Here is a 23,086-nt window from a genome sequence, read left to right as displayed (position 1 = left end):
GGTCACCTCTCCTTCTGCAGTACGGACAGCGCGGCGATCAGCTCGGCCTGGGGCTCGGGGTGGACGTCCAGGGAGTCGAGCGGCGCGATGCGGCGCTCGCGTTCGGCGTGCATGACGCGGTCCACGTGCTCGGTGAGCAGCCGTCCCGCCCGGTCGCGCAGCCGCAGCACACCGTGCGCGCCCAGCCGCTCGGCGAGTCCCTCCCCGGCGGTACGCGCCCGGCGCCCGCCCAGCACCGCCGTGGCGACGAGGGCGGCGACCACCTCCGGGTCGGGCGCGCCGGTGCGCTCCAGCACCCGCACCTCGTCCTCGGCGTACTCCTCCAGTTCGCGCCGCCAGCGGCGGGCCGCGAGCCCGATGCGGTGCTCGGCGCCCTCCAGGGAGGTGTCGCGGGCGGCCAGCTCCGGGGCGCCGGCGGCGGGCTCGCGCCGCCAGACGTCGTCGACGCGCTCGTCGGCGGCGGTGACGGAGCACAGCAGCAGGGCCGCCAGGCTCTCCACGAGGGCGTCGAGGAGTTCCCCGGCCGTGCAGTCGAGGGGGAAGGCCCGCCACCGCTTGAGGGCGTCGCCGGAGAGTACGGCGCCGGCGTGCAGCCGGGCCCGCACGCGCGCGTGCTCGCTGTCGTAGGCGGCGTCCACGGCGGAGGTGAGCCGGAGGGCGGCCGCGTACTGGGCCGCGGCGGCGTTGGCCAGCTCGGGCATGCGGGCCTTGAGCGAGTTCAGGAGTCCGTGGGCCGTACGCGCCATGACGTGCTGACGGGCGGCGGGGTCCTGGGCGTGGTGGACGAGCCAGGTCCTCAGGGGTGCGACGGCGGTGGCGGGCAGCAGGCCGGCACCCCAGGCGGACTCGGGCAGTTCGGGAACGGTGAAGCGGGGTACGTCGCCGAGGCCGGCCTTGGTGAGGAGGGCGCCGTACTGCCGGGAGACCTCCGAGACGACCTGGTGGGGCACCCGGTCCAGGACCGTGACGAGCGTCGCGTCGTACTCCTTCGCGGTGCGCAGCAGGTGCCAGGGGACGGCGTCGGCGTAGCGGGCGGCCGTGGTCACCATGATCCAGATGTCGGCGGCGCAGATCAGCTCCGCGGCGAGGACCCGGTTGTCCGCGATCAGGGAGTCGACGTCGGGGGCGTCGAGGAGGGCGAGGCCGCGCGGGAGCGTGTCGACGGTCTCGACGTGCAGGACGCGCGCGGGCTGCTCGTCGTGGACGAGGAAGTCGTCGGCGGGGTCCCGCCGGGGGGCCCACACGCGGGTCAGGTCGGGGAGCACGCGCATGCCGCTGAACCAGTGATGATCCTCCGGATGGCAGACGAGGACCGGCGTCCTGGTGGTCGGCCGGAGCACGCCCGCCTCGCTCACCCGCCGGCCCACGATGGAGTTGACGAGCGTCGACTTGCCCGCGCCGGTGGAGCCGCCGACGACGGCCAGCAGCGGCGCCTCGGGGTGCCGCAGCCGGGGTACGAGGTAGTCGTCGAGTTGCGCGAGGAGTTCGTCGCGGTTGGCACGCGCGCGTGGCGCCCCGGCCAGGGGCAGCGGAAAGCGTGCGGCGGCGACACGGTCGCGCAGAGCGGAGAGTGTGTCGAGCAGCTGGGGCCGTACGTCCAAGGTCACCACATGTGAAGAATGCCCAATTTTAGGGGAATTCTGAAGCATATGGACATGTCTGCGCGCCGACGGAACAGAAAGGGCAGAAGGGATGACCAGGACAGAGGCGCTGTGCAGGCATAACGAGTGCACAACACCCGGTGCGGCGGACGCCAAAAGCGGTGCACGATTCGTACCTGCCTGCGATTATCAGGACCGCTTCACCGAACCTCCACATTGAGCCACGGAGGCGAAGCGACAGGGTCAAGGAACCGGGAGCCCTATCCTTGACCCCGGCAACGTCCCGGATCAGCCCCCACCAGGGCACCAGGCACGAGGCCACCCACCGGCCCCCGTAGCTCAGTGGATAGAGCAGGCGCCTTCTAAGCGCTTGGCCGCAGGTTCGAGTCCTGCCGGGGGCGCCAGTTTCCGCCCTCCCGCTCGGGAGGTCTTTTCGCTGGTCAGAGCTGCTGTCAGCGGGTACGACGAAGCCCCGGACACCCTCTTGTTGATCAAGGGTCGGGTCCGGGGCTGTCCGGCTGTCACCGGGTTTTCGCGGGTGGCCGTGTCGAATACGTGTCGAAGTTTTCGGCTGGGGATCAGCCGGCGTCAGGGAGCTCCGGCAGGTCACCCGCGGCTTCGAGCCGCCGCTTGAGGTCCGGCAGCTGCCCGTCGACGCATCGGGCGTACGTGGCGAGGAGCACAGCCACGCTGTTCCCGGCCCACTCAGCCACCTGGGCTGGCGGGATCCCGTCGTTGAGCCACTTCGTCAGCCGCGTGTTGCGGTTGTCGTACACGCGGCGCCCGGTGGGCGACTCGTAGACGTGCGGAGGCAGTACGGCCTTACGTGCGTTGCGCCACGCCCGGCGGATGACGGACCCGGCGAGGATGCCGCCGGACTCACCCTGGAAGAGCAGATCACCCGGCTGGAGCTGTTCGTCTTCGATGTGCTGCCGCAGGATGCGCGTGAGGGCCGGATGCCCCGGCACCGTGCGCGTCTCGCCTTCCGCTCGGCCCTTCAGGTCACGTTGCTCGTGAATCTCCCCCGTGTCGGTCCACTGCTTCCCGATCTCCGGCGTCGCCGTGTGGATCAGCAACTCGCACCACTGGTCGTCAGCGTCGGGTTCCGGCAGGGTCACGTCCTCCACCCGCATGGCTACGGCTTCCTCGGGCCGGGGGCCGCAGTAGTACAGCGTGGCAAAGAAGGCATGGAGCCGCTTGCCGCCGCGCGGCCGGCGCCGTATCCAGACGAGGATGGCCGCCGCCTGCTCGGGATTCAGCAAGGACCGCTTGTCCACGGCGTTGGTGGTCTTCGTGACCGCAGTCGACTCCTTGCCCTTGGGAAGAGGATTGGCCCGAAGGATGCGCCGCCGGATCGCGTACTTCATGGCGACGTTGAGAATCCGGCGGTTGCGCTTCCGGGACCAGGCCGCCGCTTGCTTGCCATCGAGGCGGGTGTCGATGGCTTGCAGGACCTGGTCGACCTTCTCCGGGTCCTCCCAGGCGGAGACGGGCAGGGAATTCCGCTCGACCCACTTGAGGATGGCCACCACGTCTCGGGGCGCGTCCGGGCGTCGGTTCGTGTTGAACGCCCACTCACGCAGCGCGGTGCGCACGGCCGCAGGGGCGAACTGGGTGGGCTTGGCCCGCAACAGCGCGATGGTGGTCGCCGTCATGGTCTTCGCGATGTTCTTGCGGCTGTTGCCGCCGAGTTGAGGCCAACGGGCGTCCACGTACTCGACGGCGAACTTGTACCAGCTCATGGCAGCCGACTTGGAGCGATGGGACACCGGGAGCCCCGTGGCGACGACGAAAGCCTCGCCCTTGCTCGTGGCCCGGATGAGTTCCGAGCGAAAACCCTCGGCGAGCGCGACGGTGTTGAAGGGCTCACGCCAGCGCTTGCCCGCGACCACCCAACGCACGGTGTACGTGGTCTTCCGGGCGCCCTTGTAGGTGAGGATCTTGTAGATCTTCACGTCGTACGTCGTCTCCATCAGGCGGCGTCCTCGCGGTCGTCGAGCCAGTGATCGAGGTCGCTCCGCCGGATCCGGAGGTCGCCGTTCGGGAGCTTGATGCAGCGCGGCGCACGGCGCTTGGCCCGCCAGTCGTAGAAGGTCGAGCGGGAGATGGCCAGTTCCTCGCAGACCTCCGCGAGGGTGAGCATGGTGCGTCGTGGCCGGATGGCCGTGGTCATTCCGTGCTCCCTTCGTTCAGGAGGGCTTCGCGGGCGGTCTCGCGGCTGGTCTGGAGGTCACGAGCGATGGTCGCGGCGAGGGCGGCTTCGCCCGGGGTGTGGCCGTGGCCGGCGTACTGCCAGTCCGCCAGGACGAGGACGGTGTCCGGCTCGCGGTCGTCGAGGCCCAGGACGGATGCCTCTTGGGCTGCGCGGTAGTCGGCTCGTTCCTGACGGAGGGCGCCGAGGGTGGTGGAGTAGGTGCGCGACTTGGACGAGAAGTGCCCGCGGAAGCCGAGCATGTGGGCCCAGGCCCAGAGGCGCCGGTCCGGGTAGAGGCTGTCCAAGTCGCGGCACGCGGTGATGAGCCGCCGGGTGTGGTCGGGGACCTGGTGGCGGTCGAGTTCGGCGAGTTCGCCGATACGGCGGTCCAGGGTGCCGGTGTTCTCCGCGGCTTTGGTGGCGTACTTGGCCACGTACGAGGCGACGGCCTGTTCGGTGATGTCGGAGCCGTCACCGAACGCCTTGACCGGGCGGACGTCGAGCTGTCGGCCCCAGCGGAAGGTACGGGCGGGCTCGTCACCGGCGGCCGGGACCGATACGGACGTGTACGAGTGCGCTGCGGCAGCACGTACGGCGTCCGTGAGGAGGTCGACCGTGGCCCAGGCGGGCGGGGGTGTCCCGGGCCCCTCCGGGCCGTCGAGGCGTACGACGGCGTGGAAGTGCAGGGCGCCGCGCTTCTGGAACTCGGCGACCTTGCCGTACGAGACGCGGAGGTGTTCGGCGAGTTCCCGGCGGGGTAGGCCGGCGCGGGCGGCGAGTTCACGGCGGAGTCGCGTGGTAAAGCGCTGCCAAAGCTGACCGGCGTGGTTGTTGAACAGCACGGCGCCCGCGTAGTCGTAGCTGTCCGGATCGAGGGCGGTGCCCAGTTCCGGAGCGTCGGGCGCGTGCGGGGTGCCGCAGCGGCAGGTGCCGTGATCGGGGCGGTTGTGGACCGGGCCGAACGAGGGAGCCGTGAGGGTGGCGAAGACGCGCGGGTGATCGCGGACGGTAGCGGGAATGTCGCGGCGGTCATCTCCGGCCAGGCCGGCGCGGATCAGGTGGTACGTGTCGCCCGCGTAGGTCCAGGCGCAGGACGGGCAGCGGGACGCGCGGCGGTTGCCGCAGGCGAGGCGGAGGCGTCCGCCCGGCTCCTTTTCGGTGGAGTAGTGGTGCAGGGTCTCGCCGGTGGTCTTGTCCTTGTGGAGGACCCAGCCGGTGAGGTGGATCGGGTCGGAGCAGCCGCCGGTGCGGCGGATCTGGTCCTCCCAGCGGGCGTAGTCCGAGGCCGAGGCCACCCGGAGCACGTCCCCGAGGGTGATCGGGTCAAGCAATGTGTCGGGCATGGGCGCACTCGGTGTCGCGGGTGAGGCGCGGTGGGCCATGCTTGGGGTTCCTTCCGGTTGCGAGATCGGACAGGGACGGCGCCCGGGCGGCGGATGCTTGGCGGTATCGAGGCCGCCCGGGTGCCGGTCAGCGACGCTTGGCGTCGGAGGCGAGCAGGGAGCGCAGGACGACCGCGCAGACGGCGACCGAGGCTCCGGTGATGGCGACCGCCAGGAGCAGGGAGACCAGGACGGCTCCGAGCACCAGGACGACGGCCGTGCCGCCGCCGACGAGGGCGAGGGCGGTGCCGGGGGTGAGCTGGACCGTGGGCCGGGACGGCGTCGGAGCCGTCGGGGCGACCGGCGGGGTGCCCGCGTTCGGGGTGATGGCGGTCGGCTCGACGACGGCGGGCGGTGTGCCGAGCCCGGTCGGCGTGGGCATGGTCGGGATCTTCGGGCGGAACATCGGTGGTCTCCTCTCGCGGGCTGGTTACTTGACGAGGGCGTTGATGGCGGGGGCGAGGACGCTGTCGGCGAGGAGGAAGCCGCCGAGCAGGAGCACGGCGATGAGCCAGGCGGGCGGGCGGATGAGCTTGACGCCGAGGTAGCCGACGACGAGCAGCGCGAGCCAGAGCGGGACCTGCATGGCGGATGTCTCCTAGCGGATGCGGCAGCGGTGGGTGCGGGCGGCGAGCTGGGCCGCGGACTGGCTGGAGTAGTCGGCGGACCAGCCGCAGCCGTCGGAGCTGCACACGGCGGCGTGCTTTGTGTGGCCGTTGCGGTCGCGGTGCGTGCCGATCTGCACCGGGCCGATGCGCATCACGGAGTGGAAGTGGTCGCGGGCGGGCATGTCAGTCGGTTTCCTCTCGGGTCGAGGTCATGGTCGGGGCGGGGAAGCTGGCGCGGATGCCGGCGGCGGTGGTCGGGTCGGCGGTGAGGCGGGCGGCTTCCTCGGCGAGCAGGTGGGCGAGGAAGGGCCGGTTGGCGGCGGCCATCTCACGGGCACCGTCGAGGTAGTCGGAGGCGGTCAGGTCGGCCGGGTCACGGATCACAGGTCTTTCCTCTCTCGCCGATCAGGCGAGATGGGCAGCGATGGCGTCGGCGAGGTGGGGCGGGACGCCGAGACGGGAGCGCAGGGTGTCGGGGTCGATAGGGGCCCCGGTACGGGCGCGGTACTCGTCGGCGACTTTGCGGGCGTGGTCGACGAGGACGGCGGGGACCGGAGGAGCAGGAGCCTGGGCGGGAGCTTGGTCCGAAGGGGCGGGGACCGCGTCAGGTTCGGCCACGGCTTCTGTGGCCGAAGCGGCTTCGGCGTCTGGTGTCTGCTGCTGGGCTGGGGGCTCGGCTCCCTCCGCCTCCGCAACGGGTGCCGACGGCAATGGCTTCGACTCCACAGCCGACGAGTGGGCGAGGAGCGTGCCGCCGAGGAAGGCAAGAGCAGGCCATCCGGCAATGCCGAGGCGGAGCAAGGCGGGCGGGTCGGTCAGGTCGAGGAACCCGGCGGTGGCGACGTTGGCACCGAGCGAGGCGCAGAGTGCGACCAGGAATCAGCACCAGGCCAGCCGGGACGGGCCATCACTGCGCAGACGCCGCCAGGCGGCCACCAGGAGCAGGTCGACGCTGACCGGGTAGGCCCATGCCTTCCACCCGTTCTGTCCTGCGGCGGAGGCCAGGTCGTGCAGGTGCGCGAAGGACAGGGCGCCGGCAATGACGGCTTGGACCAGGACCGCGTCGACGCGGAGGCCGTGACGGGCACCCATCAGGAGTCACCCGGGTAGGCGGGGCCGCCGTCGGAGTCGTAGCCGTCCGGGAACGCGCCGGGCGGCGGCTCGGGCAGGGAGACGGCGAGGGACGGACTGACGGCTTCGATGAAGTCGAGGTCGGCGCCGTTCGTGTCGGCGTAGAGGGCGAGTTGACCGAGCAGGAGCACGGTCCGGGCGAAGTCCTCGCAGTTCGGGCACACAGCGGGATCTCCCTTCTTTGGGCATCGTGGGGTAGGGACTTGGCGCGAAGGCGGTCGCGCCGACCAGTGGGGATGAGAGAGGGATCAGACGGTGGCCGAGGGAGCAGCCTTGGCCAGCGACATGGGAGCGGCAGCGGCGGCGGAGAAGACGGGCCGGAACGGAGCCAGCTCAGGCAGGTCCGGGGTCCGGTCGGCATGCCGGTTGCAGATGTTCACGGCCTGCCGGAGCGACGTGTGTGGGGCGCGGATGCGGTGCCACCCTCCGGACGAGTCGCCCGCGATGGCGAGCCCCCGCATCTCCGCCGGGATCTGGATGGCGGCGAGGACGGCGTCCGGGGCGATGTCGCCGAAGGCCATGTTGGCGGAGGTCTCGTCGTTGACGCGGTGTGCGGTACGGCCGGTGAGCTGGGCGCGGAGCATGGTGATGCCCTTGCCGAGTTCGGAGCCGAAGCGCTGCCCGCAGATTTCGAGGTAGATGCCGGCCGCGCGGCCAAGCTGGGCGAGACGGACCAGGGCGGTGATGATGCGGTCCCGCCGCTTCTCCTCCTCCTTGTTGGCGAACAGGGCGAGTTCGGCAACCTCGTCGACCAGGACCACGACCGGGGTCGGGCGCAGATCGGCCGGCAGGTCCCAGATGTCGGCGGCGATCTCCGCGTCCGGCACGTCCGCGGCGATGCGCTGCTGAGCCCGGATGACCTGATAGATGCGCTCCATCCGGATCACGAGCGCATCAAGCACGTCGGCGGCGGTGTCGGGGTTGTCGGCCAGCGCGGAGAACCGGCGGGCCAATGGGAACAGCTCAACCCCCTGCTTGCAGTCGATGCCGACGAGGGCGACGTCCATCGGAGCGAGTCCGGCGACCAGGTTGCGTTGGTAGACGGACTTCCCGGACTCCGTGGCCCCGAGGGTGAGGGCATGGGGTATCGCCCGGTAGTCGCGGTAGTGCACCGAGCCGTCCTGCCGCAGGGCGACCGGCACCCGCATCGGCCGGCTCTCGGTCTCGGCCGGCATCTGCACCCGCTTGAGTACGTCATAGCCGGTCATCCGCACCTCTACGACGCTGGAGCGCAGTTCCCGCGAGGTCACGCCGTACATCGAGAAGGAATGCCGGAGCCGGTCCGAGGCGGCGGCGACGTCGAAGGCGTCCTGCCCAGGCCGGAGCTTGAGCCGCAGGACCAGGCCGGTACGAGTCGGCCGCAGCCGCAGAATGCGCGGGGCGCGTGGCCCCGGTATCGGCCGGTTGGTGGCACGGGCGAGGGCGAGCCGCCACCGCGCGGGCGGAACGGTCAGCCCGCACGCGTCCATGACCGAGCCGTACCGAACCAGGACCCGCACCACGGCCAGCGTGACCCCGAAGGTCAACCAGTACCAGGCGGGGCGCCGCCACCGCAGAAAACCTACGGCGGCGGCGACCAGCACCAGGGCGACCGTTAAGGCGGTCATGATCAGGCCGCCTTGGGCCTTGCGGCGGCATCGGCGAGTGAAGTGACCGCGACCGCGCGGAACGCGATGCCGTGCCGCTTCTGGCCGTTGAAGTCGTTCTCCCAGGGCCGAGCGATCAGACCGGTGAGCGCGACCGGCGTGCCCATGGCCAGCTCTCCGGTGATGCCGGGCTCCGGGACGGTGATGGAGAGGATCTCCACCTCCTCGTTCGCCGCGAACATCACGTCGACCGTCATCAACTTGGCCCCGGTCTCGGCGTCGGTGGCGATCTCACCGGTACGGCGGTCACGGACCTTGACCTGCGGAGACTTGGCGACCATCACAACGGCGCCGGAGGTGTCAACGGGGATCTGACGCACAGGATCACTCCTCTATAGATGCTGGACTCCGTCACTCATGTACATGAGTGACAGGAAGAAGAGTGCCCGACTCATGTACATGAGTCAACCCGCCATGAAGAAGAACTCGTGACGGGCTAACGGGTGTTGAGTGCGCGTCAGTCGGCGGCAGGGATCCGGTACTCGAAAACGAACTGGTCAGCGGCCATGAGGGTGTCGCACACCTCGACCACGAGACCTGCGGTCGTACGGGCTTCCCGGATCAGGTGAACCACGGGTGCCCCCGGGCTCAGCGCCAACTCTGAGGCTTCCGCCTTGGAGGCCGGCCGCGCTTGCAGTGTCTCGACGAACTCCGCGAACTCGTTTCCGTGGTCTTCGAGTCGGGCGTAGATGCCACCACCGCCGGGGTTCTCGGCGAACAGCTCCGGGATGTCCTTCACGACGTCCCAGGGCAGGTACGACGTCGCGGTCTCGACCGGGGTGCCGTTACGGAAGTAGAGACGCCGGCGAGCCAGTACCTGCGTACCGGCCGGAACGCCCAACCGCTGGGCCGCATCCTCGGGCGCCTCCGTGGGCCCGATGTAGAGAACGCTGACCTTGGCGGTGGCGCCGGACTGCGCGGACTCCGCAAGATAGGCCGCCTGTCCACCCCGCCGGAGCGAACGCCGGAAGCGATCGGAGGAGCGGTGCCGCACCGGAGGCCGGTTCTTCACGATCGAGCCCTTGCCATGCCGGGTTTCTACGAGCCCGCTTGCCCGCACCTCGACCATGGCCTTACGGATCGTCCCGCCGGACACGCCATAGCGCTCGACCAGCTCAGACTCACTCGGCACCATGTCGCCAGGCTTGAGGACCCCCGCCCGGATCTGTTGCACGATCTCGTCCGCGATCTGCACGTACCGAGGTCCGGACCCGACCCCTCCAGCCGCAGTTCCCATAGTCCTTCTCTGCCTCCTATGCTCCTCTACATGAGTCAAGCACAGGAAGCGACGCCGTCTCCCCTGCACTCCGTATCCGTGGCCGGAGTGGTGGTGCGCGAGGACGGCCGCCTCCTGGCGATCCGCCGAGCCGACAACGGCACCTGGGAGCTCCCCGGCGGCATCCTCGAACTCACCGAGACCCCCGAGGCCGGCGTAGCCCGCGAGGTCCTGGAGGAGACGGGCATCCACGTCGAGGTGGACGAGCTGACCGGCGTCTACAAGAACCTCACCCGCGGCATCGTGGCCCTGGTCTTCCGCTGCAAGCCGTCCGGCGGCACCGAGCGCACGTCGAGCGAGTCAACGGCGGTTTCCTGGCTCACGCCCGACGAGGTCAGCGAGCGCATGTCCGAGGTCTTCGCGGTCAGACTCCTGGACGCCCTGGACGACAACGGCCCCCACGTGCGTAGCCATGACGGCAAGCGGCTCATCCCAGCGGGATAAAACCTTCTCTCCTTCATCAAGGCGGCTCGCTCCGCTCACCGCGCGCGGCCCGGCCCCCGGCCGGGCCTGCGCTCCTGTCTCCGCCCCGCTCCAGCCCGGCCGGCGTCCGTGCCGCGCTCAGAGCAATCAGCCACTTGATGCCAGAAAAGGGGTACGTCGTGGCTGGGGCGGCCGGCTCCACGGCTTTAGCCACCTCCCCGGTCCGGGTCCCGCGTCGAGCAAGACCAGGGGGCCACTCGTGCACATTGCGGTCAGGCCCAAAGCCTGCCCGAGTTGCCAATCAGCGTACGGCCCCCTGCTCATGCTCGACCCCGAACCGGGCAGGCCACCGGCCAAACCCGCTCCGCCGCCCTACTTGACCTCAGTAACGCGAGCGATGGGGCTGGCGGAAAATTGCTCTACCCATGCCAGCGGATAGAGCCAACTTGCGTCCGCTCATCGCTGCCTCTGCGGAACCAACTGAGCTCAACGTCCAACTCGCGGTCGCAATAGAGCCCCAGGTAAGCCTTCAGCAGGCGACAATCCTCCAACACCTTTGGATCACCTGGCATATGCGTTTCAACCTCACGAGAGGAGAGAACTACGACTTTCGCCCTTGCACGCGAGATCATCACATTGAAGCGACGGAGATTGAAGAGGAACTCGTCCTCATTCGCGATGGCGTCCGGATCTCCCAACGCCATCGTTGCAATGATGACGTCACGCTGCTGCCCTTGGTACCGCTCGACAGTGTCCACAGCTTCCCTCAGGAGCTTTTCAGTCACCTCGGGGACACCTTCGAATGCCTTCACCAACTCTGACACGACGAGACTCTGCTGAGCCCTGTGCGGGGTTACAACACCCACACCACTCGTAAAGAACTCCTGGGCAGTAGCCGCCTTCCGGTCCACCGCTTTCATGCCTGATTGCACGCCAAGCGTCTTCTCACCGGAAACCTGACTGGCAAGACGCCCGTAAAGCAGACGGATCATCGCCGCAGTCGCCTGCGCCTCAAAGGCATTCCACTGACTAGCGAGACCCTCGCTATACACGAACGACGAGGCAGGGCGACTGGGATCAAGCAGCACAGACAACGACGGACTGAAGGGCAGTGACGCCGGCCAGTCCGTCGGCTTCTGCTCGGGTAGGGGGGATACCAGTGCCATCTGCATATCCGGTGAGTGCGATTCGAGTTCTGCGTATCCCGCTCGCCGCACAAACCCCACAATGTCCTCGCAGGACCGGTAGTTGATTGACAGCATAGTAGGCACGACGTCCCGACACACACGCAAGAACGTGTAAATCGACTCGACCATCGCTTCCAGCCCCCGCGGAGGGGCCACCGAGTGGATGGGCGGCATCTGGAGATCGTCGCCACACACGATCACTGACGCACCATCGGCCAGTGCGATTAGGGGGAGCGTCGAGGTAGCTACGTCGACCTGCGAGGCCTCATCGATGATCAGCATGTCGAAGAGGTGGGCGCCGGGAGTATCGCCCGCACCGTTGACACCGTTCGCCGCGACCGTGAGATTGGACGCCTGCTGAGGTGTCGCCGCGACTAGGGTCAGACCTGACGAGGTCGTGAGGTCGTTCAGGAGCTCGATGAGCTCGGGCGCCGGATTCCGACTGTCGACAGGAACGTCGTTGATACCGCTCGAAACCTCGTCCTCTGAACGCTGGGGAGAACGTACGCGGGCCACATGTACCTGCCCTGCCACAACCTTTTGCAGCGCCTCGATCAAGCTGGCCCCCACCACGTTGTCGACTGCGGTGTAGGTAGGCCCAGTTACCAAGATTCGAATTGGTTGATCACCTTCGGCGGCAGCCGCGAGAGCAGACACGATGATAGCCCTCAGCGTATGGCTCTTCCCCGTCCCCGGAGGGCCCCAGATCAATGACATACGCCGTGTCAACGCCTGGATCCAGGCAGCGCGCTGAGAAGGGTTCAGCTCGCCGAGCTGACTAGCAGCCTTTTCAGCAGCGACCATGTTTCGCGCACTACTTTGCTCTAGCATGCTCTGAGCTCCCCAGAGCACTTCACCAGCACAAGTAAGCGGCGAGGTTCGAGCCCCTCTACGGCGCCGCTCTTGCCCAGTGGCGCGAGCCGCATCCCTGTTCGCCGATTGCTGAGCTATCAGGGGATTGCCGATATACGCAAGGGCGGCCTGTACTCGCCTCGTGAGGAACTCCACAGGTTTTTGATCAAGGACTACGTCACGCTCGAACGACGCCAAACCCACCCTCTCAAGGGCTTCCACCATCTGTGGATTTCTGAGTTCCAGAATGACATAACCATCGGAACGATCAAAGGCGACGATGTTACACTCGGTGACCGAGTCGAGGCGCCAACGGAACTCCCATGGCCGCAACTCCGGCATACCGGGAATATCTTTCAACGGAAATATCGGTCGATCTAGGAACGTCGGATCTTCAGCGGACGAGATACAAAAACCTATGTCCCCGTCCTTGATCTTCATTTCTCGCGAGCCTGCACCGATCTCGTAGACGCGAACTCCCGGCCTCTCGTCTACCCGCCGCGAACGGAGAATTGCGGCAGCCTCATCCCCGATGATCCTGCTGGGCAGCCTCGCAGCTCGAAAGCGCGCCTCGCGCTCATGCACAGGCATGGCGCGGCTCGTGTATACCTCCACCTCTTGGATGGCGGCGTTGAGTTGGCAATGCCCCAACCACAAATGGCTATCAGAAGCCAACTTGGAAACGTTGTCTAGCGGGCCAACTCTGATTTCCGGTGCCGCAGCCTTGAGTACACCCTTCAGATCCTCGCCGAGACGATCAGTCACGAGCTGCAAAGCCCGAATCCTGAGATCAACATTCCGACGCAAGTCAGAGATTACCTGTTGATAGTCCCTACGCTGAGCCGGCCTTTTAGCGGTGGCAGGTCGAGGCTTGACCTTGGTCCAGATCTCATGTGCCCGTTCAGACGGGATCTGATCCGAGAGTGGATCCTGAAACATCGGGTGGGGATTAACGTCGAATGCACGCTCAAGGCGGGTAGGCTGATAAACCTTGGCCAACTCCAGCAGGGAGTAGTAGTGCGCGACCGGAGCTCCTACTAGAGCCCTAACCGCGTCCCTCACCACAGTGATGGGACTCCGCCGGGTCGCCATGCGCGGGTTAGGAGCCAGGTTCTCTGGTGGGAAAAGCCAGGCGAGGTCAGCAATCCCACTTTGCGGGTCAACGATGGCGTTGAGGTGACGCCCAATCACTCGTGTCAGGTGCTCGTACTGAGCCTGGTCCCAAATGTAGACCTGATAGGTCGCGTCACCCTGCGCGGTATGCACTTCTTCCAGAATCTGATTAATCCTGGCCAGGAAAGCTTGAAGCCTCTCTAGCTCATCAGATAGATCCTTACGCTCCACGATATAAACCTCAGTCGGGAACGCCTTAGTTGACCGGTCAGGTTTAACCCAGTACCCGTTCAACGCAAACGCCAGCGTAATACCAGAGCCGACGTCGAAGTAGGTAGCGACGCGAAGACGTAGATTCGCGAACGCTGGCATTACAGCAGATGTACCAGCATTCGGGATAACCGCAGCGTTTGCCTCGCCGGTAAGGACCCTGGCGCGAGAGCCGATAACGGTACGCCCAGCCCTTAGACTCTGATGCTGCTCATATACCTCGTCGTCATCTGTGAGCGTCGCCAAATCTGGAACGTTCTCAACATCTCCTTGGCGGAGCGCCTCTGCTGCCCCTCTTCCAAGGAATGCGACACGAGACAGATGTCCGTCGGCTTCAGCGGTGGGGATGCAATGATCTGCGGCCCATGAAGGCTCGCCATCCTCATACCACTTCTGCCCGAGCCAATCGCAGTTCCGGCAGCGGTTGTCTACATGCCAGGGCAGATCCCGCCACTTAGCGCCGGCCGCCACTGCCTCAGCCAAAGGGCCGCTGAAGAACTGACGTAGCCAGAGGGAGAAGACCTCAAAGGGAACGGTTTCGAGGTCGTCCTCCAACGCACGGGCCAAGTCAGCCGGAGTAAGCCCACTACCGCCGCCGGCGGTAGCCTGCTCCTGAGCGCGACGTACCGCGGCAGCCTCATGCGAACCAGGCCACACCGCCGCATCGGCTGTGACTACGAACCGGTCTGTCAGAGCATTGTCAACAAGCCATCCTGCCAGGGCGATGGCATAGTAAGTCACTTCTGCATAATAGCCAGGGGTAGGTTCCGACGTAAGCTTGATGTCAATAACCCGCAGTCGAAGCCGGGCGTCTTCTGCGTCCAGTTCCCTGATATGTCCGTCGGGAAGAACCTCTAGGTTACTAGGGCAGGACGATGCGTCCCGGACTTGGATAAGGTCCGGCCGCAGCATGGCAAAAGACAGGTTTGGCAGTCCTCCTGCGAATGCCTGTACAAAGCTACCCGATACCTCGTACTGCGCCTCTACCAGGAAGTGACCAGGGGAGACTTTGGGTAGCGCTGCAGCAAGGTCCTGCACCGAGTAGCCCACCGCTACTGTGCTTCCGGTAGTTGGATCTACGGTGGTTCGCGCATTGCCGACCAACGTGCCGGCAGGAAACGTTTGCTCAATGTCAGCGAACTTCTTCGCTTCCCAATCGCGGCCGGCTTTAGTAATGAGCTGGATTCCTGGACGCGTCTTTTGTTTCGCTGGCATCCCGAATTGAGAGACTTCGTTGATGCCGTCTTTCCGCGCCGCCTCATCCGCAGCTATATTCAAGGCAAGCTGCCTCACACACTGAGTCGCGAGAAACTGCCCTAGTGTTTGCTTCCGGAGGTGCGGCACAGTGCTCTCCCAGCTATCTAGCAAGCTTTAGCGAAACTTGGTTCAGCCACGTCAATGAGCGATTGCAGAAGAAGTTTGCGCTCTCCTGCTGGCCGTTCAAACCTTTCCTCAAGCGCAGCGCAAATGAGAAAAGCACGCTTCAAGTTGATATCGTCCGGTACCCGGTAAACTCCAGGAATCTCGCCGTTCAGCTTCCTTTCCCACTGATTAGCGCGCCCTAGAGCAGTCGCTTCTCCGTCCAAGCTGATGGTGAGGTCAAATTCTACATTACCCGCGTCCTCGTCGCTGTTGACCGCCAACAGCGGCGCACGGCGCAAGACAAGAATGGCATCGAAAATGCTGTTTCCTTCGTGGGCGTGGAGCCCGAGCCCCCCATCACCTTGCAGAGGAAATACTTGCACAGGCTTTAGTGCTGCCGTTGAAAGAGCTTGCGCGAGACCCAGCCACCCGATCGCGGTGGCATGCTGGTAAGTGAAAACCACACGCCCAGTACTATTCAGCACTCTCGCGGCCTCTTGAAAACACTTACCGAGCCGAGTGGCGAAGTCGCTTGCAGCGCGCGCCTTGCGGTTTGATGCCGCTAGGCTCGTGCGTCGTGCGGCTTCGGGATCCTCTGAACTGATAACTCCAGTAGCCCGGAGCCATGGCGCAAAGAAGTCGGATAGCTCGCTATACGCAATATTGTCCAGATACGGCGGATCCGAAAGCACAAGAGATACGGACTCAGACTCTACATGTGACAGGTCCTCGGCACTGCCGCAGACAACTTTGGGAGGCGCTAGAGGTGCGATGGAAGGTACTGGGGTGAAACCTTCCTTTGTGAACTCTTTGGGATTCCTGCTGAAGTCCACAGCTGCGCGCACTTGCCTCAGTGCGTTGGGATATGTGCCACGCCCCGTTCCCAACAACCAAGGATTGACTTCCACGGGACGTGGTACATGACGAAACGCCCGTAGGGAAAATAGCGGGACAAGTCGGCGCCACCCGGAGGCATAACTAGTAAGCATACAAGTGGTCGTCAAGTGATTTGAAAAGGCTAGAGCAGCGACTTCCTTCTCCGCGGCTGAAAGCCCAGAGATCTCTTCAAGCAGAACAGAGAGGTGCAGGAGTTGTCGAGGGTTGAAAAGATCCCGGTATTGTTCATACCCATATCGAAGTAGTCGATCATCAGTGCGCACCAAAGGGATATAATCCTCTGGGATTACACCACGTCCTTCCTTTTGTCGCTCTTGGAGCTCGATTTCAGCTTCTTCAACAAGGGCACGGTCTCGGTCGGTTGCAACCTGGAAGGAACGCTGCGATAGCGGTGTGCTGCGGCGGGTTGGCTCAATATCTAGAACCTCAAGAGCGAACAATCGCCACACCGGAGGCTTCCCGGTTCTTTCTGCTACGTCGATGAGGCGCTCTCGGTGCCCGCAATCTGGGCAGCACATCGTGCCGGCCGTCACTACACCTTCGTCGACACGGGTAAGAGCACGGCACGTTCCGCAACGCGCGGCTGCCTTACCCCCTGGACGCTCAAGTATGTCGCCGCACTTTCGGCAAATAATCCACTGTCGGCTTCCATCTGGGTTAGCAGCGAGCCGATAACTCGGATGAGCTTCTACAGTGCGCCCACAGCCGGCGCAGTCGACTGCTTGTACCCAAAAATGATGCAGGACTGTACGCTCCTCGCCGTCCACTCCATGGGTTGCATGAAATGGTGCCAGCTTTTTAGCGGCGCGCTCGTGAAGCTTGGAGGCAATCACGTCTATGTCAGGCTGGCCAGAAGCGTTCAGCTCGAATTTGGTGACAGCGGCTGCAACTGGGTCGACGTCCACCCCAATTACGCTCGCTCCGAGCCTTTGAGCCTCTACTAGGGCCGTGCCGCCACCGACAAATGTGTCCAGGACCGTATGACCGCGCAAGTCAACGTTTTCGTAGTAGCCAGCCCAGAAGTCCCCATCATGTGGGGTTGTAGCAGCAACCAGTAGCGCACGGAACGCTGTGCCGAATCGGCGGGCAAACCACTTGTGCGCTCCGTAGATCGGCCGCGGGCGACGAGCCTCACGGCGCGCGAACCCCGCGAGAGCACCTACTGGGACCTGTCCGGTGTCGAGAAGCGACCGTGTCGGCCAAGTCATCACAGTGAGTTCGCCCTCCCCAGCGGTCTCGCCGCCAGCGCGAGGACCAATTGACACGATGCCAACTCAGGATAGCTGCACAGGTGCCGCTGGTGAACGCTGTGTCGCAGACTTCGGTGTGGGAGCGCTGGCCAGCGGCCTCCATCGGTGGGCGAAGGTGTAGATCGCCGGTCACTGTAGGGGCTCTGCCACCCGTGGGGGCAGCCGCAGCGGGCCAGCAGGCGGAACGCCTCACAGCCTTCAACAGCGCGGCCCGGAGGCCACGTTGCTTGCCCCGGGACAGAGACTGTCCTGCGGTGCACACCCGTGCCATGAGCCTGGAAGCCACACTGCAGGAAGTCATCAGGCGTCGAAGGCAGGGGCAGACGGGCCCGGGCCGAAAGTCCTAACTGCAAGCCCTCATCCGCGTCATCCGCACTCTCCGTGTTCAAAGCGGGCGGAGCGTGCTTTGGTCAAGGCCTCAGGTAGGTCTGTGGCATTTTCATGTACCGGAACCCAGCTCGTTCTCGCGAATCCTTGCCGTGTCCCGCTGTCGCCGGGCCTCACCGTGGGTGCCAATTCGAGCGGCTCTCCCAGCTTGGGCAAAGGATCTGACGTTTCAGGGATGACCGTCCAGGACTGGCACAAGATACCGTAGGGTCCCGTCTCTGACACTAGAAATGGGGCGCGCGGGATATCGCCCACCAAAATTCTGAATCGATGTCCGCTTTTCCACTCCGCTAGTGCTACCTCCGCGCATCTGAGCTGATCACGCTTGGTCGGCTTCCCACCCTTGACCTCGATCCATGCTTTCGTTCCTGGAAGCCAGAAGTCCGGTAGATACCTACCGTGTTGGGTCTCAAATCCTTGCGGTTCGTAGTTCCAGTCGATGCCGAGGGCATCGAAGAACACAGCCCATCGAGCCTCAAGACGGGAACGGAACCTACAACCTGCATAGCGTGTTTCAATGGCTCTGATAGCCATACTAGTTCTCCGTATCGGCGCGATCCGTACGTTGCAGCGCTCACTCTGATGGTTAAAGCGGAACTTGCGTGTGCGCTGCGCATCCTTCCGAGTCTCGGTCGATGCCTCGTCACCATTTGCGTTCGCTGGTCAGTTGCTCTTGTTCGCTTCCTCCTCAGCTCGCGTATTAGTGTCATCGATACCTGCCGGTGCGTCCAGGCCGACCGGACTTTTCAGCGCGCGGCACTCCCAGGCACGTGCAGGTCGGCAGTGACATGACAGAGCGCTCGCCTGGGGTGAGGGACTAGGCGTGAGGCCAGCGGATCGCAACATCGACCCCACTAGGGCACGCAGCTAACAGTGCCACCGTGCCATTCTCTTCCCCTCAGAACCGCTGCTGGTGCGGCTTGCAGGCCGTGCACGCCCGAATGGTGAGTGTCCATCTGCGTGACAATGCCGGCGGACAGCCGCGGACACGGGTGGGCCGTTACCGCAGTTCAGAGGCACACCGCGCCCGAGGTCAAACGCTCACCCATCCAGCAGACCACATGTCATGTCGCCACTACGCAGCAGGCCACCAAGCCAATGGAACCCGTAGCCCCAAGCTTCCCAAGCTGATGCCGTCGACATGCGCCCGCGTGCACCAGACAGGGATGGCATGCGCCTTCCCTACCGGCAGAAGCCGAGACACCGTGCCTAAAGCTTCACAAGTCCGGAGGGGGAAGCAGCATGGCGAAGTGTGGTGCCCCGACCAAAGCTGGCGGCCGGTGCCAGCGTCAGGTACTGACAGGCACGTCTCGGTGCCCGATCCATCAGGGCCCGTGGTCCCCGTACGGTGTAGCCCAACGCAAGGAGAAGGAAGCCAAGGAGAAGAAGCGCAAGATCCGCAGGAAGCGCTAGCTCCGACTGACATCCGCGGGTGACATCAACAGCACCGGACACGGGCGTCTGGGGACGGCCCTGCCCCCTCGCACCGACCGAGCGGTGGCGGCGCCAGGCAGCGCCCGGATCGAACTCCGTCGACATGTGGGGTGGCGCTGGGCCGACCGGCCAGACGAGCCTTTGGAAGTCTGCCCATCCGAGGGCTGTTCCGCTGACGTCCAACGCTTACATCAGCGACCCTGGACAGCGGCAACCAGTTGTGGCTCTGGCTCACGAGGCAAGCCCCGACCAGGGCGATGGCAAAGCGAGGCGCGCTGCGGCGGCCGAGCCATCTCCGGGCCGTCCGAGGCCAACCCCGCATGGCAGAAGCCCACGGCATGGTGTTCAAAACCGTGGGCTTCGTCGGGCTTCTTGTTCGGCGGGACCGACGGTCAGGAGACCGGCATCTCACGTCGCACCCAGCAGGCCGCAGCAGAGGAAGCTGCCTCAGCCTCTGGGACGACGCAGCGACCCCCTTCAGGGTCGATGAGGGTCGCTCACCGCCAGGAGGTGACCACGGCTAACTGCAACGCGGAGAACGTCCCGCAACGCCCTGGTCAGTTCCCTCGCCAGCCGTTGTATGTCTTCCAGGCTGGCGCCCTGGTCGTCCAGAGTGGCGGAGGCATGCTCCAGCAACTCGGCCGCCGTACCCAGTTGCACCGCTTCGATGTTGTCCGCCAGGCGGGACATGTAGCCGGCCTTGTCGTCGGTGTCCAAGTAGCAGGGCTTCCCTTCCGGCCCCGACCACGGGAGGAGTCGCAGTTCGTTCGGTGCCGTCATCGTTGGGTTTGCCTCTCATCAGTCACGTTGTGGGTGGTGAAGACCGCGTCGACTCGATCCCCTGGGAACACGAGTAGCGCAGCCTCGACGACTCGGCCGGTGGAGTCGGTCGCGACCCGTGTGATCGCGAGGGCTGCCGCCGTTGGGCCGATCCGGAGGGCGGATGCCTCGTCCGGTGTCGGTGGACGAGCGCATACCGTCTCCCGGACGGTTGCCGGTGCGGAGCCCAGGATGGCGAATCGCGTGGCCGTGTCCCGCCACGAGGAGTCGTCGCCCAGCACGCCGGCCGGTGCCAGGTCGCGCGGGATGTAGATGCGGGCCAGACCGTGTGGTGAGTCTCCCTCGTGGCTGATGCAGAAGAACTCAGCGAGAGGGCTGCCTGTCGGCACCCTCAGCAAGGTCGTCAGATGGCCGTCCGCCTGCACGGTGGTGGTACGAACAGTGACACGCATGGCCGCTTCTGCGGCCGTCCATGGATCCAGCGTTCCCCACCCCCCGACGTACACGATCTTGCGGAGGCAGCGGCGGACGAAGTTGCCTTTGCCGTGGATCTTCTCGACAAGACCTTCGCCCTGGAGGACTGCAAGAGCACTTCGCAGTGTGGCCGTACTGACCTTGTATCGGTCGGCGAGGTCTGTCTCGGACGGCAGGCGTTCACCCGGTTTGACTGCGCCGGTTGTGATCTGGCGCCGGAGATCGTCGGTGATGTCGTGATGGCGTGAAGGCACGGACCGGGTCACCGCCTTCTCATCACGCGAACGGCAGCGAGCCGGGTTCGCGTGTGTATGGTCAGCAGCTCGCCCGACTCGAAGAGAAGTCGTTTGGCCCCTTGGGGGAGTTGGAAGAGGTCCATGACCCGGCACGCTCTGCCGCCCAGTTGAATAACGTCGCCCCGCTGCACGGTGGTCGCCGTGATCTCGACCGTGGAGACCAGCGCGCCGCCCGGTGCCCAGCCGCTCATCGCTGCACCTCCCTGGGCTCTGAGTGGCCCGGGATCGAGTGACACGGGCACGCGCACGTCTCGTAGACAACCGGCAGGTCGATCGGCGCGGAGACGGGAGAGGACTCCGTGCAGATCGGGTGTGTGCCGATACGGCAGGCGGTCGACCGGTAGGGGACGGCCGAGGCGTCGGTGACGCGAAGCTGTTGGCGTGGAGACATCAGCAGGCCCCCGCCAGGGTCGACCAGGCTTCAGCCGGTAGGTGGGAAGCGACGACCACCGCTCGTGGCCGTACTCGTTGCTCCCAGGCCAGCACGTAGGGGCGGACGAGTGCGTTGTCCTCCCCTGCGAGCGGGAGTCGATGGTTGGCGATGTCGGACACCCGGCCCAGTGGCCGCCTCGACGCATCGGCGGACGGCGGGCAGACTGGGACCACCGTCGAGCGGAACGTCGTTAAGGGGCGGCGGTGCCTGCCCTTGGGGGCGTACCGCGCTCTGGCGAGCGAGACGGCACGGCGGATACGGTTGAGCACGCTGCTCAGCTCCTATCGCTGATGGCTCGGTCCCCCGACATCGCCCGTCGCGGGGACCGCTTTGTGTACGACCGCCCAGAGGGTGCGGCCGTTCAGGCTGGTGGCGAGGAGTCCGAACCGATCGGCCTCGGCCACCGCTTCCAGGGCCTCCCGCCATAAGTCGGCGGAGAGCGCTTCCGGTATCTCCGCTTCGATCGACGTGTAGCGGTCGTACTCCTCCACACGCGTGGGAAGCCCGACGTCGGACAGCCGGGCGACGATGGCCACCACGCGAGATCCCGAAGCGGGCACAGGGCAGCCTCCGTCAACCGGCGATCACTTTCAGTGAAGCTAGTTAACTAGATTAGAGCTAGTGGACTAGATTTTCCATATGCCTGAGCAGCCGCCCTATCTCCGCATCGCCGACGAACTCCGGCGCCGGATCGCGGAGCACGTATGGGAGCCCGGGGACCGTCTGCCGTCCCGCGCCCAGATCGGCCAGGAGTACGGGGTCGGCGAGAACGTGGTCCGTCGGGCGCAGGAGCTGTTGATTTCCCAGGGTGTGCTGGAGGGCCGCGCCGGTTCAGGTACGTACGTCGCCGAGCCCCGGCAGCGGGTGCGGGTGGTCCGTTCGTCCGCGCGGGAGCGGCCCGACGGGTCTCCGTTTCGGGCGGACATGAAGGCCGTGGGCAGGCAAGGGGATTGGGAGAGCCGGACCGAGGCCAAGGTGCCGGCTCCGGCGGACATCGCGGCGCGGCTCGGCATCGCCGAGGGCGACCTGTGCGTCCGGACCACGTACGAGTTCCTGGCCGACGGCAGGCCGGTGCAGCTGTCCACGAGCTGGGAGCCGTACGACCTCACCGCCGGCACTCTTGTTGTCCTCCCGGAGGGAGGGCCGCACGCCGGGGCTGGGGTCGTGAACCGCATGGCCGCGATCGGTGTCACCGTCAGCCACGCCGTGGAGCAGCCTGAGCCGAGGCAGGCGACCGCCGAGGAGGCGTCACTCCTGGGCATCCAGAAGGCCGCGCTCGTCACGCACATCCGGCGGACGTACTACAGCGACGAGGGGCGGCCCGTGGAGACGGCGGACATCGTGGTGCCCGCCGCTCACTGCGAGATCGTCTACGAGATTCCGATCAACCGCCAGCTCTAGATCCTCTTGGGTGCTGACTCATCCGGGCAGGATGAGTGCATGGCATCGGAGTGGATTCCCGCCGTGGTCACCGGACTCTCAGGAGCCCTCGGAGTCACCTTCACGTGGCTCGCCGGAGCGCAAGGTAGAGCACATGCAGAACGCATGGTTGCGCAGTCGCGAGAAGCCGAGCGGCACACTTACCTACGAAAGGAGCGGCGCAATGCCTACTTCGAAGCACTCCGCGTAGCCGTCCTCGACGTGCGCCGCCTGAGGTACGAACGGTCCGGCAAGACCGAGAAGCTCCGAGAAGTCGAGCAGTATTGGACGAAGACCAAACGCATCGAAATGAGCATGGAGGCCCTCATCGCCCTGCACGCGTTCGGCAGCGAGGAGGCCCGCCACTTCGCTGAGGCATGGCAGGTGGCCACAGAGGCCAACGACCTGGACACGATGCAGCGGCTTGTCAGGGAGTTCGGGGAACTCATGCGGACTGAGCTCCAAGAAGGGTAGCTGCGGGTGCCACCGCGAGAGGGGGCCTAGCGACGGCCTGTCGAATGTGTGTCGAAGGGTGTCCTTCTAGCTGACCGAGCAACACGAGTGCCCAGGTCAGGATGCGTGCACCGGTGATTCCACCCAGCGCCTTCTAAGCGCTTGGCCGCAGGTTCGAGTCCTGCCGGGGGCGCACATAGCCTCTCATCTGCGGAAAC

21 protein-coding genes, 1 tRNA gene and 1 pseudogene are annotated in these 23,086 nt (G+C 65.6%); 4 read left to right on the top strand and 19 right to left on the bottom strand.

Annotated elements, in window-relative coordinates:
• Positions 1–2 precede the first annotated feature (2 nt).
• On the bottom strand, positions 3–1,610 hold the full coding sequence (locus tag ACZ4K2_RS11130) for a dynamin family protein (RefSeq protein ID WP_467471913.1): 1,608 nt from the start codon (positions 1,608–1,610) through the stop codon (positions 3–5).
• Positions 1,611–1,929: 319 nt separating this feature from the next.
• On the opposite strand from ACZ4K2_RS11130, the gene ACZ4K2_RS11125 reads away from it, so the two are divergent.
• Positions 1,930–2,005, top strand: a tRNA-Arg gene (locus tag ACZ4K2_RS11125).
• 174 nt (positions 2,006–2,179) lie between these two features.
• Here the strand turns inward: ACZ4K2_RS11125 and ACZ4K2_RS11120 are convergent.
• The 12 genes and pseudogenes from ACZ4K2_RS11120 to ACZ4K2_RS11065 all read right to left on the bottom strand — a co-directional run bounded on the left by ACZ4K2_RS11120 (position 2,180) and on the right by ACZ4K2_RS11065 (position 9,799).
• Positions 2,180–3,574 carry a tyrosine-type recombinase/integrase gene (locus ACZ4K2_RS11120; RefSeq protein WP_393741932.1) on the bottom strand — a complete coding sequence of 465 codons (1,395 nt, stop codon included), beginning with the start codon at positions 3,572–3,574 and terminating at the stop codon, positions 2,180–2,182.
• Positions 3,574–3,774 carry a helix-turn-helix transcriptional regulator gene (locus ACZ4K2_RS11115; RefSeq protein ID WP_356131060.1) on the bottom strand — a complete coding sequence of 67 codons (201 nt, stop codon included), beginning with the start codon at positions 3,772–3,774 and terminating at the stop codon, positions 3,574–3,576. The genes ACZ4K2_RS11120 and ACZ4K2_RS11115 overlap by 1 nt, the downstream gene beginning before the upstream one ends.
• Complete coding sequence (gene repSA / locus ACZ4K2_RS11110; RefSeq protein WP_393741930.1) at positions 3,771–5,138, bottom strand: replication initiator protein RepSA; 1,368 nt, start codon at positions 5,136–5,138, stop codon at positions 3,771–3,773. The genes ACZ4K2_RS11115 and repSA overlap by 4 nt, the downstream gene beginning before the upstream one ends.
• Before the next feature lie 127 nt (positions 5,139–5,265).
• Positions 5,266–5,583, bottom strand: a complete 318-nt coding sequence (locus ACZ4K2_RS11105) for a SpdD-like protein (RefSeq protein ID WP_393741928.1) — start codon at positions 5,581–5,583, stop codon at positions 5,266–5,268.
• A 24-nt stretch (positions 5,584–5,607) separates the two neighbouring features.
• On the bottom strand, positions 5,608–5,763 hold the full coding sequence (locus tag ACZ4K2_RS11100; protein ID WP_101417603.1) for a hypothetical protein: 156 nt from the start codon (positions 5,761–5,763) through the stop codon (positions 5,608–5,610).
• A 12-nt stretch (positions 5,764–5,775) separates the two neighbouring features.
• The gene (locus tag ACZ4K2_RS11095; protein ID WP_467471906.1) at positions 5,776–5,967 is read right to left on the bottom strand and encodes a mobile element transfer protein; all 192 of its coding nucleotides are present in this window, start codon (positions 5,965–5,967) and stop codon (positions 5,776–5,778) included.
• 1 nt (position 5,968) lies between these two features.
• Complete coding sequence (locus ACZ4K2_RS11090) at positions 5,969–6,169, bottom strand: hypothetical protein (RefSeq protein WP_393741924.1); 201 nt, start codon at positions 6,167–6,169, stop codon at positions 5,969–5,971.
• Positions 6,170–6,190: 21 nt separating this feature from the next.
• Positions 6,191–6,877: pseudogene (locus tag ACZ4K2_RS11085) on the bottom strand (DUF2637 domain-containing protein).
• Complete coding sequence (locus ACZ4K2_RS11080; RefSeq protein ID WP_467471901.1) at positions 6,877–7,080, bottom strand: hypothetical protein; 204 nt, start codon at positions 7,078–7,080, stop codon at positions 6,877–6,879. The pseudogene ACZ4K2_RS11085 and the gene ACZ4K2_RS11080 overlap by 1 nt, the downstream one beginning before the upstream one ends.
• 84 nt (positions 7,081–7,164) lie before the next feature.
• Positions 7,165–8,523, bottom strand: coding sequence for an FtsK/SpoIIIE domain-containing protein (locus tag ACZ4K2_RS11075; RefSeq protein WP_467471898.1), 1,359 nt, complete (start codon positions 8,521–8,523; stop codon positions 7,165–7,167).
• A 2-nt stretch (positions 8,524–8,525) separates the two neighbouring features.
• On the bottom strand, positions 8,526–8,882 hold the full coding sequence (locus ACZ4K2_RS11070) for an SCO3933 family regulatory protein (RefSeq protein WP_171156182.1): 357 nt from the start codon (positions 8,880–8,882) through the stop codon (positions 8,526–8,528).
• A gap of 137 nt (positions 8,883–9,019) precedes the next feature.
• Positions 9,020–9,799 (bottom strand): GntR family transcriptional regulator, encoded by a 780-nt coding sequence (locus ACZ4K2_RS11065; protein ID WP_467471892.1) that lies wholly within the window; start codon positions 9,797–9,799, stop codon positions 9,020–9,022.
• An 18-nt stretch (positions 9,800–9,817) separates the two neighbouring features.
• Between ACZ4K2_RS11065 and ACZ4K2_RS11060 the strand changes: the two genes are divergently transcribed.
• Positions 9,818–10,282 carry an NUDIX hydrolase gene (locus tag ACZ4K2_RS11060; protein ID WP_393741914.1) on the top strand — a complete coding sequence of 155 codons (465 nt, stop codon included), beginning with the start codon at positions 9,818–9,820 and terminating at the stop codon, positions 10,280–10,282.
• Positions 10,283–10,680: 398 nt separating this feature from the next.
• Here the strand turns inward: ACZ4K2_RS11060 and ACZ4K2_RS11055 are convergent, their stop codons facing one another.
• From ACZ4K2_RS11055 to ACZ4K2_RS11030, 6 genes are all read right to left on the bottom strand, one after another.
• On the bottom strand, positions 10,681–15,051 hold the full coding sequence (locus tag ACZ4K2_RS11055) for a DEAD/DEAH box helicase (RefSeq protein WP_467471888.1): 4,371 nt from the start codon (positions 15,049–15,051) through the stop codon (positions 10,681–10,683).
• A complete protein-coding gene (locus tag ACZ4K2_RS11050; RefSeq protein WP_467471886.1) occupies positions 15,045–16,847 on the bottom strand; it encodes a hypothetical protein in 1,803 nt (600 codons plus the stop codon). Before ACZ4K2_RS11050 ends, ACZ4K2_RS11055 begins: the two co-directional genes overlap by 7 nt.
• Before the next feature lie 2,643 nt (positions 16,848–19,490).
• On the bottom strand, positions 19,491–19,793 hold the full coding sequence (locus ACZ4K2_RS11045) for a hypothetical protein (RefSeq protein ID WP_467471883.1): 303 nt from the start codon (positions 19,791–19,793) through the stop codon (positions 19,491–19,493).
• Positions 19,790–20,533, bottom strand: coding sequence for a GntR family transcriptional regulator (locus tag ACZ4K2_RS11040; RefSeq protein ID WP_467471881.1), 744 nt, complete (start codon positions 20,531–20,533; stop codon positions 19,790–19,792). Before ACZ4K2_RS11040 ends, ACZ4K2_RS11045 begins: the two co-directional genes overlap by 4 nt.
• Positions 20,530–20,754 (bottom strand): hypothetical protein, encoded by a 225-nt coding sequence (locus tag ACZ4K2_RS11035; RefSeq protein WP_467471878.1) that lies wholly within the window; start codon positions 20,752–20,754, stop codon positions 20,530–20,532. Before ACZ4K2_RS11035 ends, ACZ4K2_RS11040 begins: the two co-directional genes overlap by 4 nt.
• 523 nt (positions 20,755–21,277) lie before the next feature.
• Positions 21,278–21,556, bottom strand: coding sequence for a hypothetical protein (locus ACZ4K2_RS11030; protein ID WP_467471876.1), 279 nt, complete (start codon positions 21,554–21,556; stop codon positions 21,278–21,280).
• Between the two features lie 79 nt (positions 21,557–21,635).
• Here ACZ4K2_RS11030 and ACZ4K2_RS11025 point away from each other — a divergent pair, with 79 nt between their 5' ends.
• The gene (locus ACZ4K2_RS11025; RefSeq protein ID WP_467471873.1) at positions 21,636–22,397 is read left to right on the top strand and encodes a GntR family transcriptional regulator; all 762 of its coding nucleotides are present in this window, start codon (positions 21,636–21,638) and stop codon (positions 22,395–22,397) included.
• A 39-nt stretch (positions 22,398–22,436) separates the two neighbouring features.
• On the top strand, positions 22,437–22,889 hold the full coding sequence (locus ACZ4K2_RS11020) for a hypothetical protein (RefSeq protein ID WP_467471870.1): 453 nt from the start codon (positions 22,437–22,439) through the stop codon (positions 22,887–22,889).
• The last annotated feature ends 197 nt before the right edge of the window (positions 22,890–23,086 follow it).

This window comes from Streptomyces sp. NPDC025833 (assembly GCF_055558055.1).
Note: the sequence above shows the minus strand (reverse complement) of the source record. Positions and strands in the feature narration are given on the sequence as shown.